Here is a 15,446-nt window from a genome sequence, read left to right on the forward strand (position 1 = left end):
TATGCAACTTTTTATTTTAAACTTTAAAAGAACAGGTGTTAGTAATATCATAGAAACTTTAGGCTTAACATCTCTTATAAAAACCCTACAAGACTCTCATCAAATTTCTACCTTAGATACTAATACTACTATTAAAGAATACTCTATTCCTAATTTCTTTAGTGAAGAACTTTATAATATCTTAAAAGAAGTAGAATTTATTAATAACTCTAATTCTATAGTTGGGGGGGGGGCATTAATAGTGTCTTTTAATTATCCTTTATTAGAACAAAGAGAAAAAGACTTTGCTAAAGACTTTTTTAAAACTGCTCTAAATTCTAAAGAAAACCTCTATTATTATCCTAAACCTAATGCTTATACAGAAATAGATGATTTTGCTCTCTTTTCTTTAAGAGAAAACATTACAAGTGAAAATCTAAAAATAGAATCCCTTTATAGAAATAATCTACTCCATAGAGATTTAAGAGGAAAACTCCATACCCTCTTAAGAAAGAAAAAAAACATTGATTCTAAAATCCTTTCTAAGAAATTCTTTTATGAATCAAGAAAACTCTTTAATTGTTCTTACGCATGGAAAGCCTTAGAAGTTTCACAAGAACAACTCCAATATGATTTAATAGATAAGATAGAGGAGTTTTATCCTGCACCTTCAGAGATAAATATTGCTATTACTAATGAGTGTAATTTAAAATGTATTATGTGTTTGCTACACGCTAAAGAACTCCAAAAAACTCATAAAACGAGTTTTTTCAAACAAAAACAAATTTTAGATGAGAAGAAAGTCTATGAAATCTTAGAATATGCAGGCGACAAAGGTGTTTTTAATGTATCATTTACCGCAGCAGGAGAAGTGTTACTTGATGATAGGATTTTTTCTTTTGTAGCTTTTGCTAAAAATTTAAAAATACCTCTTATTTCATTGGTAACCAATGGCACCCTCTTAGAACAAAAAGGCATTGCCCTTCTAAAAGCTGGATTAAACAGAATGACTATAAGTATAGATGGAGCCACTAAAGAAACTTATAAAAAGATTCGAGGAACGGATTTAGAAAAAGTAGAAAGAGGTGTTAGAAAATGTGTAGAATATGCAAGAATCCTTAATAATCAAGGATCAGATATTGAGTTTGAAGTGGCTTGTGTTTTGGTTTTTGATGAAATGAGCACTCAAGAACAAAAAGAGCTTTATTTAAATAAATGGAGTGATTGTAGAGATGTAGTAAAGCGAATAACTTTTAATGAGTTAGCAACTTTTGATGAAAATGGTCAAGATAGGAGAAATAACGCTGTAATTGATCTCCATAAAAGAAGTATTTGTATGTTTCCTTATCAAAGAATGATGATAAATCCTTATGGTGATGTGAGTGTGTGTTGCACGATGAGTTCTAGTGCTTATCATTACCCTTTTAGTGTTGGTAATGTATATCAACATGGTTTAGAAGAAATTTGGAGGGGTGAGGGTATTTCGATTTTAAGAAAGGAAAATTTGGAGAAAAACTTTACAGAATTTTCTATCTGTGCCCGTTGTAATGAATGGGCATATAATGATTTTACCCAAGAAGATACTCCCCAAGCTAAAGAAAAAGTTTTATATATAGAGTAGGAGTAGGTATGCGATGTATATTATGTAGAGATAAAACTAAATCTTTTGAGTATGAAGTTTTGAAAAATTTAGGATTAGAGGTAATTAGAGAGTATGAAGTTAGCGTATTTTTTTGCCTAGAAACTTATAAAGCTTTGGTGGATTCTAAAATGTTTGGAATTCCTCTGTTTGGGGTTTTTTATGAAGAGAATAAAGGTGTCGGGGGGGGGGGCATTATACAGAGATTTTTAGCCAAAGCATTGGAGATTAAAGAAAATCTTTATTATTACCCTAAGCCTAATATTTATTTGCAAGTTGATAGTGTTGCTCTTTTTGCTCTTTTTAATGGGCATACTCCAGAGAGATTGCTTATAGAGATATTCTATAAAGAGCAATTGCTTCCTATGCAATATCGTAATAGTCTCCATAAGCACTTAGCTCAAGCATTGAATTTTTCTTCAAAAAGAATTACTTTGGAGGGAAGACCTTTAAGCAATCTTTCAAAAGATTGGAAGCTTTTTGAAGATAAAACTGCAAATACACTAGATATAACTTATCGCGTCAAAGAGTTTTATCCAGCACCCGTGCATATTAATTTAGGAACTATTAATAAATGTAATTTAAAATGTTCCTTTTGTTTTTTCTTTGCTCCAGAATATGTCAAAACGCATACAACAGACTTTTTTAAAGAATATAGAATTTTAGATGAAAAGATTGTTTATGCGATTATGGATTATTCTGCAAAGTATGATAGCATTATTGATTTAGTGGGTCCTTGTGAGATGCTTGTGGATAAGAGGATTCCAGATTTTATTAGATATGGTAAAGATGTGGGTGTGCGATGGATTTCGATGACGACTAATGGCTTATTGCTTGATGAGGAAATGGCGGATAGACTTTTGGAATCTAGCCTAGATTCTTTATCTATTAGCATTGATGCGGCAACTCCTGAAACTTATGCAAAATCAAGGGGAGGAAATTTTGAAAAGCTTGTTAAAAATATTGAATCTTTCTTAACAAAGATTGAAAATCGCAATATTAATATTTATATTACCTTATCGATTATCTTGCAGGGGGGAGCGGAAAAAGAAGTGGAAATGTTTAAAGAGAAATGGTCGGCTTATAAGGCAGTTAATGAAATTTATGTGCGGAATCTCGTAGAAAAAAATAATGAGGGAATGGAAGTTAGCCACGATAGAAACTTTGATACCTCTTGTCGCTATACTTGTCAAAAGCCTTGGGATGAAATTCATATTAATCCCGATGGCGGAGTGATGCCTTGTTGTACTATGGCTGGAGCGATTGGTTGGGAAAACAAAGTTATGGGAAATCTTTATGAAGAGAGTATGGATTCTATTTGGATAAATCTCATTACACAAAAAATGCGTTTAGATTTAATTAAGGGGGATTTTAAGGAGTGGAAGATTTGTAAGGATTGTGAAGAATGGTCTTATCGGAGTATTGAACAAGAAAATGGAGATGTGATTTCGCCTTGTATTGAATTTGTAAAGATTAATTAGCTCTTGACATTACAAAGGCGAGTATTTATAATTTCATTTTTTTAAGGAGAATCTTTGTTTAGTTTGCCTATGCGTTATGAGAATATTCGAGAAGTGCCTTATCCTTATAAGGGTATGTGTGCTATCTCTAGTGATGCAGAATATACTAGTCAAGAAATCTTAGATTGGCTCATTGCTTACCTCAATACCGATGAGAAGACACCTTTAGGCTATGGTGTGGATTTAGATTTTGCAGCAAGTATTTTTTTCTTTTCGGATAATCCTTTGCATACTTCTATTTACGATTCTTTAGAGGTAGATTCTAAAGAAACTCCTTATGCTAATACCTTAAGAGACTATATAAAATATGGATATATTGATACTAATCACGCTTATAGAGATTTTAATATTCATCATAATTTTAATAGAACTCACGCTTTAAAAGTTTATGAAATGCTCTCAAAGCATTCTTTAAGTTTGCCAATTTTTACTAATCACGGCAATGGAGAGCCAAAGGCTATGCAACACAATATAGGATTTGCCCCTCATCATAATGGAAGCAATCCGGATTCTATAGCTTACCATACAGACTTATTCTCTGCGGGGGGGGGGGCATTTATATGGAGTGATGATTGGGTAATTGAAAAATTTCCAAGAATCTCTCTAGCAGGCAATATCACTTCTACTCAAGATGGGAGACAGTTAGGCTCTTCTACTATTTTACAAAAACTATTTTGTGGTGATGGGGATTATGATTTTTTTACCCGTTATCGTTCTACAGGATGTATTGCGCCTACTTTCCAAACTTTCAACTACCAAATCCAAAGTATAGATTGGGAGACTTTTTATAATCAATCCTCTGTGGTAATTTTCTATCAGCATTTTGGTAGTTTTTATGTAGCAAATGCTAAAAATATTCCAACAACTTTAGAACTTCTTAAAAAATTTCCTTTTTATTTAACAGGTTTTAAGTTTTTAAAAGAAGAGCAAGAAAAGGGAAATTTGCTTGTTTTAAAGACTTCAAAATTATTGCGTTATTGCAAGATGTATATGAGTACAAAAGTGGAATCTATCTTAAAAGATAATAAGCTGACTTTATCTATACATAACTATGAAACGATTGAAGATATGAGCTTCTTTGATGGTCTAACCATATATGTAGAGAATTACAAAAATATTGCCTTACAGTGTTTTTATAAAGATAAACCTTTGAAATTTATTTATAACGGATTAGACGCTAGGGGTAAATATTCTATAACTTTAGATAGCAAACAAGGAGAATACTATGGAATGGGATAAGGAAATAGAGATTGAATGGGACGCTCCAGAATTATTTGAGATATTAGGGGATGAGTATTCTAGACTCTTTGCTATTGCCGAGCTATCTCCTAAAGATACCAATAGAAATGTTTTTTCTAGTGCTTTTGGGAGATCACAGAAAAATTATGTAAAACGTATAGAATCTTTAGGATTTGTTGGTAAAGAAAAAGTATTAGATGCAGGTTGTGGTATGGGGCAATGGACTTATATTTTATCTAAGCATAATAATGCGGTTGTTGGCGTAGATTGTAGTGAGCATCGGATTAATATTGCTAAGTATCTTAATAGGCAAAGAGATAATGCAATCTTTCTTCAAGAGACTTTAGAAAAATTATCTTTTAATCCCCAATCTTTTGATGCTATTTTTTGTTATGGGGTTTTTATGTTTACCGATATGCAAAAGAGTTTAGAAATTTTTAAAAGGATCTTAAAACCTGATGGGATTATTTTTCTAAACTTTAATAATATTGGGCATTATGTGCATAGAATTTTTCATCATACTTTTGAAGTAAAAGATGAAAAACTTCTTAATCAGTATTTAGAAATGGTTGCTAATTATTATAAGGGGCATTATAGAAATTCCTTAATGACCTTAGAGAAAATATCAGAATTTTTGGGGGTTTTAAATATGGAGATTGTCTATAAAGGCTATGATGGGGAATGTGCTAAATTACCATTTTATCGCGAAGAATTTTTGAATTTTCCTTATGTGACAGAAATTTTAGTAAAAAATAAATTAAGGAAGTAACAATGATAATTTATGGAGTTATAAATGAAACAATTAAGAGAGAATTAGAGAAGAAGTTATTAAGAGAGATTATTGTAAAACCTATTTTTTCAATTTGGGATTTAGAAGTTTTAGAATCTATTTATGAGGAACTAGAGCATAAAAAATCTGTTTTTGTTATTAACCCAGCTTTTGATTTTTTTGATATTGATGTGTTTTGTGAATTTGTGATACAAGCACTTAAGGGAGGGAATAATCTCTATTTTGCACCTCAAATTAATCCAGATTATTTTATTAAAGAACCTTTTTGGTTTTTTGTCTCTTCTTTAGATGCTATAGGAAATTTTTTAGTGGAATCTCTTTATCTTAAAAAGTCTATTAAAATAGATTTTAGAAATTTTTTACATAAAAGACTCCGAGGGCATAGTATTAGTAGGGTGGATATTCCTAAATATTTGACGAATTTAAGTGAAAATTGGGAAGGTTTTTTTTCTAAAAAATTTTCTAAAGATTTCTTTTTAAAGTATTCAGATGTTTATTTTCCTCACCCTCAAAATGTGCATATTGCTATTTCTAATCGTTGTAATTTAGAATGTGTGATGTGTCCTTATCACGCTAAGGAATATAGAAGCTTACAAACTAGTAATTTTTTTGATAAGAATCTCTTTATGCAAATACAAGACTTCAAGAAGATTGCAAAATATTGTGGGGATAATAAGATTTTTATGCAATTTGGTCAATTAGATGAACCCTTTATTCATCCTAGGTTTTTGGAGTTTTTAGATATTGCTAAAGATTATGGTGTAGAGCATATTAATATCACAACTAATGGAACTTTGTTAAATAAGAAAAATGCAGAAAAGATTGTTCAATCTAATATCAATCATATTACTTTTTCATTAGATGCTATTGATAAAGAGAGTTACAAAAGAATAAGGGGTTATGATTATGATACAACAGTGGCTAATATCCTGTATTTAATTGATTTATTAAAAACTAGCAAGAAAAAGACTACTTTAGGAGTGTGTTTTATTCTTCAAGGAGAGAGGGCAGAAGAAAAGGGTATGCAATTTTTAGAATATTGGCTTCCTTTGGTAGATAAAGTTAAATTCCATCAACTTAGTGAATTTGAAGTTGATGAAAATGGTAGTTTTGTTACCAAACACCAAAAGCAATTTAGGGAATACAAGCAAAGGTACGCTTGTTCAATCCCTTGGCAAGTTTTATTCATTACGCCGGATTTGAAAGTAACTTTTTGTTGCAATAGTATGTCAGTTTATTCTACCTCAGGATTGTGCGGGGGGGGGGGCATAATTGGAGATTTGAAGATGCAGACTTTAGAAGAGGTATGGAGGGGAGATTCTTTAATGCAGCTTAGAAGAGAGCTTTTAGATAATAGTTTTCAACATTTTAAGATTTGTGAAAAATGCTCTTTATGGTCAGGTGGAGAACCCAATATAGAAATTAGTCATATTGCTGGTTTAAGAGTTAAAAAAACTTATACAGATAGTGAGATTATCTATGAAAAAGAATAAAAAAATAGCATTGTTTGGAAATTCTAATAATAACTTTTTCTCTCTTGCAAGATATTTGCGTGATAGGGGATATAATGTAGATTTATTTTTATGTAATAATGAATTGCCCCATTTTCATCCTTCTTGTGATAGTTATTCTTTAGATTTTATCCATTATACTTTTTTGCTTCCTTTTGGTAATTTGTATTGGTTTTTAGAGGAGATTGAAGGAATTAAAAAGAATGAGGAGATTTTAAAACGGATAAGAAAATATGATGTTATTTTTGCTAATGGTCCCTCTGTAGCCTATCTAAGCTACTTTGATATTCCTATTGATTTTTTTGTCCCTTATGGAATGGATTTAGTGAGCTATCCCTTTTATGTTCAATCTGCTAATCCTAACCATAGAAAACATTTAGATACTTTTAGTTTTCATCAAAACAAGGGTATTAAAGAATCCAAAAAGCTTCTAAGTACTGAAGATGTTCTTAATGTAGCTGCTTATGAGCAATCTATTATGGAGTTAGGTTTAACTTCTAAAGTGATTGCTTTTAAAACTTTTCCTTACATTTATATGGATATTTATCAAAGAGCAGTGATACCAAAGTTTTTTAATTCCTCTTATTGGGCAGAGGATTTTTATTCCTTAACTAAAGATACTCAATTTGTTGTTTTTCATCACGCAAGACATTCTTGGAAAAGTGTTCGGGAAGAAGGAAGGCTCGTAGCGGATAAGTGCAATGATAGGGTATTGCAGGCTTTTGCTGCTTTTGTTAAAGATAACAAGAAATATAAACCTAAGCTTTTAACTTTTGAATATGGAAGCGATATTAATGCAAGTAAGCAAATGGTTGAAGAATTAGGAATACAAAATTATGTTCAATGGTTGCCTATTATGAATCGTAAAGATATTATGGTGGGCTTGTATTATGCTTCTTGTGCTACTGGTCAATTTCATATTGGTTGTATCGGTGGAGGGGTTCAGAGTGAAGCTTTGGTTGCTTCTGTTCCTCTTATCCATTATGTTAATCCTTTGAAGTATAATTTAAAGGAAATTTACCCCTTTGTTCAGGCAAAAGAAATTGAAGAGATACAAAGAGGATTTGAAAGTTGCTTTAAAAATCCTAAGAAAAATCAAGATAAAGCCAATGAGGCATTGAAATGGATGCAAAAGGAAATGTCTTTTGCTGTAAATACTATTTGTGAATTGATAGAAGATTCCTCATAGTGTCTAAAGTATTTATAATTTACCCCTTTATAGATATTTATTCTTAATTTTTAAAAAGCTTATTATAAAGATTTTTTAAAAGGTGTTTCTATTGTCTTTTTATTAAAGTCGCATTATAATCCCAACTTTATTAAGGGAGTATTCAATGTGTCGTATTGTAGGCGGTTGGGAGTTTAAAGGCAAGATGGGGCTTTTAGATTCTATAGAAAAAATGCGTGATTGTATGAGTGCTGGAGGTCCTGATGATTTTGGGCTTTATACGCAAAGGCATTGCAATCTTGCTTTGGCACATAGACGACTTTCTATTATTGATTTAAGTAGTTTGTCCCATCAGCCCTTTATTAGCGAAAATCGGCGCTATGTGCTAGTGTTTAATGGAGAGATTTATAATTATAAAGAGATTGCCAGTAAGCTTGTTAGTGAGGGTGTAAGATGTGAAGCCTTTAGTGATACCGAAGTTTTGTTGCAAAGTTTTGAGTATTGGGGTGTTGAATGTGTAAGAGAATTTGAGGGAATGTTTGCTTTTGTGATATGGGACAATTTAGAGCAAAAGTTATATTGTTTTCGTGATAGAGCGGGAAGTAAGCCTCTTTATTATTATTTTGATGGAGAGAGATTTTTGTTTTCTTCAGAGCTTAAAGGTATTTTGGCTTATCCTTACTTACAAAAATCCATTAACAAAGAAGCTTTAAGCTTATTTTTAAGTTTTGGGTATATTCCTGCACCATTTAGTATTTTAGAATGCTGTTTCAAACTTGAAGCAGGAAGTTATCTTATTGTAGATAAAAAAGCTAATATCACTAAATATCACTATTATAATCCAAAAGATTCTTATTTGCAATCTCACAAATTTACTTGGGATAGCTTTATTTCCCATTTGCAAAAAAGCATTGCTTTTAGAATGGTGAGTGATGTTCCTGTTGGTGTGCTTTTAAGTGGAGGAGTGGATTCTTCTTTAGTATGTGCAGTGTTAAAAGACTTGGGGTATAACTTTGAGAGTTTTAGTGTAGGGTTTGTAGAATCAAGTTTTGATGAGAGTTGTTATGCTAAAAAAGTAGCAGATATTTTAGGAATTACTAATCACCAATTTATTTGTCATTTACAAGAAGTTAGAGGGTTGATAGAGCAATTACCTTTTGTTTATGATGAGCCTTTTGGTGATGTTTCTGCTCTGCCTACAATGCTTTTGGCTCAAAAGATTGCAAAAACCCATAAAGTGGCTTTAAGTGCCGATGGTGGAGATGAACTAGGAATTGGTTATGAGCGATATTTTTGGAGTATGCAACGATGGCAAAAATATCACTATTATAGGAGGTTTAAAGTCGCTTGGGTTTTAGACTTATTCTCTGCAGAATTTGTTATAGATTTATTTTCAAAATTTGGTATCTCTATAGGTATTGATAAGTTTTTACGTATTAAAAATCAGCTTAAAGCTACGAGTTTTTTGGAGCATTATAGGGCGGAGATTATGCACTTTAAAAAAGAAGATTTATTTTTAAACCATCTGCCTTTTAAATCAGTAGGAGAGGAATATTCTTGTTTAGATTATTACGCACAAATGAGTTATTTTGATTGGTGTTATTATTTAAGTGAAGATATTTTAACCAAAACTGATAGGGCTAGTATGAATGTTGGATTGGAAATTAGGGAGCCTTTACTTGGGGTTGAGTTTGTTAAGTTTATGCAAGGGATTCCTATGGATTATAAAGTCCATAATGGAGAGGGGAAGGTGGTATTTAAGCAATATTTAGAAAAATTTTTTCCACGCTCATTAATATATCGCTCTAAGATGGGGTTTGGAGTGCCTTTGGAGACTTGGATGAGAAAAGATTTAAGGCATTTATTGGAGGGAATTTTAGATTATGCAGAGGGTTATTTAGATGTTCATTTTGTTAATAAGTTAGTAAGAGCCTTTGATGCTAAAAAGAGAGTAGATTTTAGTAAGATTTGGTATATTTATGTCTTTTGTGTGTGGAGAAAACAATGGAATATCTAAAAAAGTTTGAAACTATAGAGTTGGGGAGGGGTTGTTACATTTACCCAAAAGGAGGTTGTGCAGAGATTTTAAGCAATATCTTAAAAGATTGCAAGAGGGATCTTATTTTAAAGTTTCTTGATGATAAGGATAGTGTGAATAATCTTGTAGCCAAACAAGAAGAGATTAGACAAAGTGGGGAGTATGTGCTAATCTGTGCTGGTGATGTACAAGATGAGCTTGTTTTGAAATGTGAGGATTTAGGACTTAAATACCTTGATGGGAGAGAATTTATTGCTTCTTGTTTAGGACGGCAAATCCTCTTAGAGGCTTCGGGGGAGGGGTGGGCAAAATTTGAACTTTTAGAAAATGGGGGATTGCGTATTTTTGATAATTTATGGATTACCCATTATTATTTCTTTTATGACCTCTTTGTGTATTATGTCTCTCCCAAATGTTTAGAAGCTTTAACCCAATGTGTGCTTCAATATACCTTGAGTATTAAGGAGGCTTTATTGCAAGTTGGATTTAACCTTGAAGTCTCCTATGGCATTAGCTTAAATTATGCTCCTCATACTCATAAAATAGCGACATTTATTCATAAAGATATTCCTATAGAGTGGTATTTTGGGAGTTATGAATATTATCTTTTGCATAAGCAAAAGGTTGTGGGGAATAGAATCTTAATAGCCCCTTGGGTTTTGATTGATTTTTTTGTGAGTAAAAAGGTCGCTTTATTCCTCTCTAGCATTGTTCCTAAGCTATCTTGTGAGAGTAAAATAATTGTTGGGATGGGGCATAGTATCGCAGAGGCTTTTGGGTTTTTTCCTAGAGCATTAAAGCAAGAGTATTTGAAGCAATATATTGGTTATTATTTTCTAGGCTTTGATTATTATCTTGCTATTGATAGAGCTTCTTTAAAAGCCTATGAAAGTATTTTTCAATCTGTTGGGGTAAAAACTAAAGCTATCGCTGGAGGCTCTCCAAGGTTGGATTTAAAGCTAGAACAATCTTGTGCTTTAAGGAGTATAGAGCAGTTTTTATTTATCCCTAGATTAACTAAACCTTATGAGCTAATGGGAATTATAAAAAGGCTTTTAGAGTTGGGTAAAAAAGTCCTTTTTCGCCCACATCCTGCTTATAGGGGTTATTACCAATGGGTCGGGAAGCAAAACCCTTATGCTTGCTTGGAGGTGTTTTTATCTTATGCGGGATTTAGCTTTGATGAGAGTGAGAGTATCACCTTAGATAGTCTTTCTAAGAGTATTGTAATTACGGATAATTCCTCACTCTCTTATAGTGCCCCTTTAAACTCTTTAAAACCTGTGATTCTTTATGCTCCTCCTAAGAAAGAGTTTGATTTAAGGGTTTGTAACTTCGATTGTTCTTTTGTGAATCCTCTTTTGCATAGAGTAGCTTTGAATGAATCAGAGTTTATGCAGGTAGCCTTAAGGTTAGAAGAGGAATTAAAACAAAGCGGAGAGCTGATAGCCCAAGAGATTTTACAGTATAAAGAGGCAAATATTTTTTATCCTAAAGCCTCTGCTTTAGAGATTGCAAAACTCTTAATGTCCCTTTTAGAAAGTTGATTATGCTAAAATGCAAGGAATTTTATATTTAAGGGGTTAGGCTATGAAAATAACCTTTCTCATTGATGTTATGAGACGCGGGGGAGCGCAAAAGATTCTTAGTCTTATTTTGGATATTCTCTCTTGCAATGGTTTTGAAGTGCAGCTTGTAGTGCTTAAAAAAACGCAAGATGTAATGGAGATTCCTAATATTAAAGTGTTTTATCTTTTAGGAAGCGAAAAAGAGCCTTTGTTGTCTAATAGTTTTTTGCTTTTAGAATCTTTTAGCAACATTGCTAAAGATTGTGATTTAATTGTTTCTTTTATGGATTTTATTACCAGCTATTATGCAGTTTTAGGGGCAAAAATCCTCTCTAAGCCTTATTGTATTTTTGTACGTTGTGAGCCTTCTTTTGTAGAAAATAACTTTTCACAAAGTAGCATTAATCATACTTTATATGCAATGTGTTTGCAAGGGGCTTTAAGGGTCGTGTGTAACTCTAGGGCGAGTTGTAAGGATGTAGAGGTGAATTTTGGGGTTTTAAGGACTAAAATCGATTTACTTTATAATCCTATTGATACTGCTAAGATTATGCGTTTAAGCCAACAAGCCTTAGAATTTCCTAAGCAAGAAGGGGAGGTTTTTTGTTTCGCCATTGGAAGGTTACACACACAAAAGAATTATTTAACACTTCTACAAGCCTTTAAGGCTTTGCCTAATTTTATCAAACTTTATATTTTAGGTGAGGGGGAGCAAAGGGAGGAGATAGAGGCTTATTTGCAGACTCACCAAATGCAAAATGTTATTTTGCTAGGGTTTAAGGAGAATATCTATCCTTTGTTGAAAAAAGCCGATATTTTTATACATACTTCATATTACGAGGGCTTCCCCAATGCAGTTTTAGAAGCGGCTTCTTTAGGACTTCCCCTTTTGTTATCTAATATCCCAACGCATAAAGAAATTTTTGAGGACAAAGCTTTGTTTTTTGACCCTTATAATGCAGAAGAACTTTGTGAAAACCTTAAGGGTTTGATAAAAAATACAGCTTTATTAGCAAAGCTAAAAAAACAAAGTTTTGAAGCACTTAAGCAATATTCTATGGAATCTTTTAGCAAGGAAGTATTGAGGATTTTTCAAGAGGTTAAAATTGCATTGGGGAAGCCCTCGTAATATGAAGTTTGGAGAAAAATATCGGAAAAATCTTTAAACAATGCAGAAATCACAAGTAATAAAGCCCTGAATATAAGAGGAATGAATATTAAAAACAAATCTTTTGCCCTTAAGCAAGCTTTGATAATGTCTTAGGGTTTAAACTTTTTTGATGCAACAATGTATTATAATTTCGGCTTTTATTAAGATTTTAGGAGACCTTTATGCCCTTTTATGGAAAGAAAATAACTTTATCGTGGTTTTATTTTGCCATTCTTAGTGCCCTTTTTTTTACTTGTATGAATTTTAATTTTTTTATGCAAACTTATCAACATTTAGACCCTAATTCTTCTTTATTTTTAAAAATATCCTTACTTCTAGTTTATTTTGCTTTAGCCCTTAGTCTTATCTCTTTATTGTTTTTTTTGCATTTACATAAGCCTGTGCTAATTGTCTTGGTATGGATTGCTTGCCTTAGTGCATATTTTATGTCCTTTTATGGGGTGGTGATTGATAAGGATATGATAGATAATGTTATGAAAACTGATAGCCAAGAAGCTTTTGGTTTAATCTCTCCTAGTTTATTGATTTTTATCTTGGTTTTGGGGGTGTTGCCTACTTGGTTTATCTTAAAGGTAAATATTGCTTACCCTAGAACCCTAAAGGGGAGATTTTTTTATCCCTTGCTAAGTTTTTTTATGGCATTTCTTTTCGCACTTGGAATCTTTTATTGGCATAGCCAAACACTTATTCCATTCTTTCGGAATTATAATTTTCTAAGAATCTATGAAACACCTTTGCGACAAATTTATTCTGTTGTGTTGTATATCAAAGGGGCTTTACCCGCAAAGGAGTTTGAAGTTATTGCTAAAGATGCGGCTTTGAAGCCTGATTCTAAGGAGCGGTTAATGATTTTGGTAGTAGGGGAGACTGCAAGGGCTGCTAATTATTCTTTAGGCAATTATGTAATTAATGATACGAATGCTTATACCAAAGAAGAATCTATTGTGTATTTTGATAATTTTTATTCTTGTGGGACTTCTACAGCTATTAGTGTGCCTTGTATGTTTTCAGATTATAAAAGGGAGAATTTTTCAAAATCTACTTATTATCGCGAAAATGTTTTAAATATTTTGCATAAGGTTGGGGTGAATGTTGCGTGGATAGGTAATAACTCTGGTGGGTGTCAAGGTGTTTGTAAAAACTTAGAAAAAGTAAAAATCTTAAAAGAGCCTTATGATGAGGTATTATTAGCAGAGGTATTAGAGAATCTTAAGGAGTTAGAGAAGCAAAACCTTATTATCGTGCATTTGCAAGGCTCTCACGGACCTACTTATTACCAACGTTACCCTAATGCTTTTAAAAAGTTTCTACCCACTTGTGATACTAATGAGCTCCAAAAATGCACCCAAGAGGAGCTTATTAATACTTATGATAACACCTTGCTTTATACAGACTATATTATAAAATCCTTAATGGATATGTTAAAGGAATACCCCAATTATGAAACAAGTTTGATTTATCTATCTGACCACGGAGAGAGTTTGGGAGAGAATGGGATTTATTTGCACGGGTTGCCGTATTTTATCGCCCCAAAAGAGCAGATTCATATCCCTTTTATGTTCTTTAGTAATAATCCACAGCTTATGCAAATCGCACAATCCCGCAAAAGTTTGCTTCTATCCCAAGATAATATTTTTAGCACTTTGCTTGGATATTTTGGTGTAGAGAGTGAAGTTTATAAGAGCGAAGATGATTTATTCAGTATGGATTTTGCAGGACAATGATGAAGCCTAAATACCATTTTTTAGCGAATGCAAAATTTGCCTTAGAAGGAGTGTTAGCAATGCTTAAGCAAGAGGTAGCTTTCCGCATTGAATTAGCAATCATCATTCCTGCTGTGATTATAAGCTTTTTCTTGCCGCTAGATTTAATAGAACATTTGTTTTTAATAGTGGTGTTGTTTTTGATACTTATCTTAGAGGCAGTTAATTCTAGCATAGAATCTTGTATAGACTTAATCACCCCCAACTTCCACCCCCTAGCCAAAATCGCTAAAGATTGTGCGAGTGCTGCAGTTTTCTTTAGTGTGCTTTTAGCCCTTTTAGTTTGGGGAGTTATTTTATTCTCTTTATGGGGTTATTAAAACATTAGATAATTTCTGTGATAAATTTGCGTTTTAATTCCCATAAAAGAATTATCTTAAGTGAGAGGTGGGAACCCTTAGTTTGTAAGCAAACTTTTCCCAACCACTACGATAATTTCTGTTAGGGGATTAAATTAAACCTTTAAAATCTCTAAACCATTAAAATTCTTAAATCTTAGTGTTAAACTTTTAAATTTTATAAGTTTCAATGAAATAAAGCCTTAGTTTAACCCTAAAGTATTAAAAGAATATAATATTAAAATTAGCATTCAATTCTTAAAAACCCTCAAAAGTGTAGTATAATCACACTTTTATTGTAAGGATTGTATTCTAGCTATCTACCATAAACCCACCTACCCTAAAAATAGATTTTATAAACTCTTTGTTTATCTTAAGGTAGTAGGTTTAGGTTGTAATGAATTTTTATTTAAAAACATGCAAAATTAAAAAGGACAAAACTATGCAACTTTTTATTTTAAACTTTAAAAGAACAGGTGTTAGTAATATCATAGAAACTTTAGGCTTAACATCTCTTATAAAAACCCTACAAGACTCTCATCAAATTCCTACCTTAGATACTAATACTACTATTAAAGAATACTCTATTCCTAATTTCTTTGGTGAAGAACTTTATAATATCTTAAAAGAAGTAGAATTTATTAATAACTCTAATTCTATAGTTGGGGGGGGGGCATTAATAGTGTCTTTTAATTATCCTTTATTAGAACAAAGAGAAAAAG

12 protein-coding genes are annotated in these 15,446 nt (G+C 32.2%); all 12 read left to right on the forward strand.

What is annotated here, in order from left to right:
* The first annotated feature begins 1 nt into the window (after window position 1).
* Window positions 2-1,600 (forward strand): radical SAM protein, encoded by a 1,599-nt coding sequence (locus LS72_RS03690; RefSeq protein ID WP_138155055.1) that lies wholly within the window; start codon window positions 2-4, stop codon window positions 1,598-1,600.
* An 8-nt stretch (window positions 1,601-1,608) separates the two neighbouring features.
* Window positions 1,609-3,099, forward strand: a complete 1,491-nt coding sequence (locus LS72_RS03695) for a radical SAM/SPASM domain-containing protein (RefSeq protein ID WP_034553700.1) — start codon at window positions 1,609-1,611, stop codon at window positions 3,097-3,099.
* Window positions 3,100-3,153: 54 nt separating this feature from the next.
* Window positions 3,154-4,377, forward strand: a complete 1,224-nt coding sequence (locus LS72_RS03700; protein WP_034553699.1) for a hypothetical protein — start codon at window positions 3,154-3,156, stop codon at window positions 4,375-4,377.
* On the forward strand, window positions 4,364-5,146 hold the full coding sequence (locus LS72_RS03705) for a class I SAM-dependent methyltransferase (protein ID WP_052087280.1): 783 nt from the start codon (window positions 4,364-4,366) through the stop codon (window positions 5,144-5,146). The genes LS72_RS03700 and LS72_RS03705 overlap by 14 nt, the downstream gene beginning before the upstream one ends.
* A 2-nt stretch (window positions 5,147-5,148) precedes the next feature.
* Window positions 5,149-6,660, forward strand: coding sequence for a radical SAM/SPASM domain-containing protein (locus tag LS72_RS03710; RefSeq protein ID WP_034553697.1), 1,512 nt, complete (start codon window positions 5,149-5,151; stop codon window positions 6,658-6,660).
* A complete protein-coding gene (locus tag LS72_RS03715; protein WP_034553696.1) occupies window positions 6,647-7,867 on the forward strand; it encodes a glycosyltransferase family protein in 1,221 nt (406 codons plus the stop codon). Before LS72_RS03710 ends, LS72_RS03715 begins: the two co-directional genes overlap by 14 nt.
* Before the next feature lie 145 nt (window positions 7,868-8,012).
* Window positions 8,013-9,863 (forward strand): asparagine synthase (glutamine-hydrolyzing), encoded by a 1,851-nt coding sequence (gene asnB / locus LS72_RS03720; RefSeq protein WP_034553695.1) that lies wholly within the window; start codon window positions 8,013-8,015, stop codon window positions 9,861-9,863.
* A complete protein-coding gene (locus tag LS72_RS03725) occupies window positions 9,851-11,431 on the forward strand; it encodes a hypothetical protein (protein ID WP_034553693.1) in 1,581 nt (526 codons plus the stop codon). The genes asnB and LS72_RS03725 overlap by 13 nt, the downstream gene beginning before the upstream one ends.
* A 43-nt stretch (window positions 11,432-11,474) precedes the next feature.
* Window positions 11,475-12,581, forward strand: coding sequence for a glycosyltransferase (locus LS72_RS03730; RefSeq protein WP_034553691.1), 1,107 nt, complete (start codon window positions 11,475-11,477; stop codon window positions 12,579-12,581).
* Window positions 12,582-12,784: 203 nt separating this feature from the next.
* Window positions 12,785-14,347, forward strand: a complete 1,563-nt coding sequence (locus LS72_RS03735) for a phosphoethanolamine transferase (protein WP_034553689.1) — start codon at window positions 12,785-12,787, stop codon at window positions 14,345-14,347.
* Complete coding sequence (locus tag LS72_RS03740) at window positions 14,347-14,706, forward strand: diacylglycerol kinase (protein ID WP_034553688.1); 360 nt, start codon at window positions 14,347-14,349, stop codon at window positions 14,704-14,706. The genes LS72_RS03735 and LS72_RS03740 overlap by 1 nt, the downstream gene beginning before the upstream one ends.
* Before the next feature lie 460 nt (window positions 14,707-15,166).
* On the forward strand, window positions 15,167-15,446 hold a 280-nt coding region (locus LS72_RS03745), incomplete at its 3' end, for a hypothetical protein (RefSeq protein ID WP_194145546.1).

The sequence above is a fragment of the Helicobacter apodemus genome, assembly GCF_000765745.2.
Classification (GTDB): Bacteria; Campylobacterota; Campylobacteria; order Campylobacterales; family Helicobacteraceae; genus Helicobacter_D; species Helicobacter_D apodemus.

Bases quoted from the DNA above. Each gene is read 5' to 3' on its own strand.
- LS72_RS03705 (WP_052087280.1), top strand. From the start codon at position 4,364: ATGGAATGGGATAAGGAAATAGAGATTGAATGGGACGCTCCAGAATTA.
- LS72_RS03690 (WP_138155055.1), top strand. From the start codon at position 2: ATGCAACTTTTTATTTTAAACTTTAAAAGAACAGGTGTTAGTAATATC.
- LS72_RS03695 (WP_034553700.1), top strand. From the start codon at position 1,609: ATGCGATGTATATTATGTAGAGATAAAACTAAATCTTTTGAGTATGAA.
- asnB (WP_034553695.1), top strand. From the start codon at position 8,013: ATGTGTCGTATTGTAGGCGGTTGGGAGTTTAAAGGCAAGATGGGGCTT.
- LS72_RS03715 (WP_034553696.1), top strand. From the start codon at position 6,647: ATGAAAAAGAATAAAAAAATAGCATTGTTTGGAAATTCTAATAATAAC.
- LS72_RS03710 (WP_034553697.1), top strand. From the start codon at position 5,149: ATGATAATTTATGGAGTTATAAATGAAACAATTAAGAGAGAATTAGAG.
- LS72_RS03725 (WP_034553693.1), top strand. From the start codon at position 9,851: ATGGAATATCTAAAAAAGTTTGAAACTATAGAGTTGGGGAGGGGTTGT.
- LS72_RS03740 (WP_034553688.1), top strand. From the start codon at position 14,347: ATGAAGCCTAAATACCATTTTTTAGCGAATGCAAAATTTGCCTTAGAA.
- LS72_RS03735 (WP_034553689.1), top strand. From the start codon at position 12,785: ATGCCCTTTTATGGAAAGAAAATAACTTTATCGTGGTTTTATTTTGCC.
- LS72_RS03730 (WP_034553691.1), top strand. From the start codon at position 11,475: ATGAAAATAACCTTTCTCATTGATGTTATGAGACGCGGGGGAGCGCAA.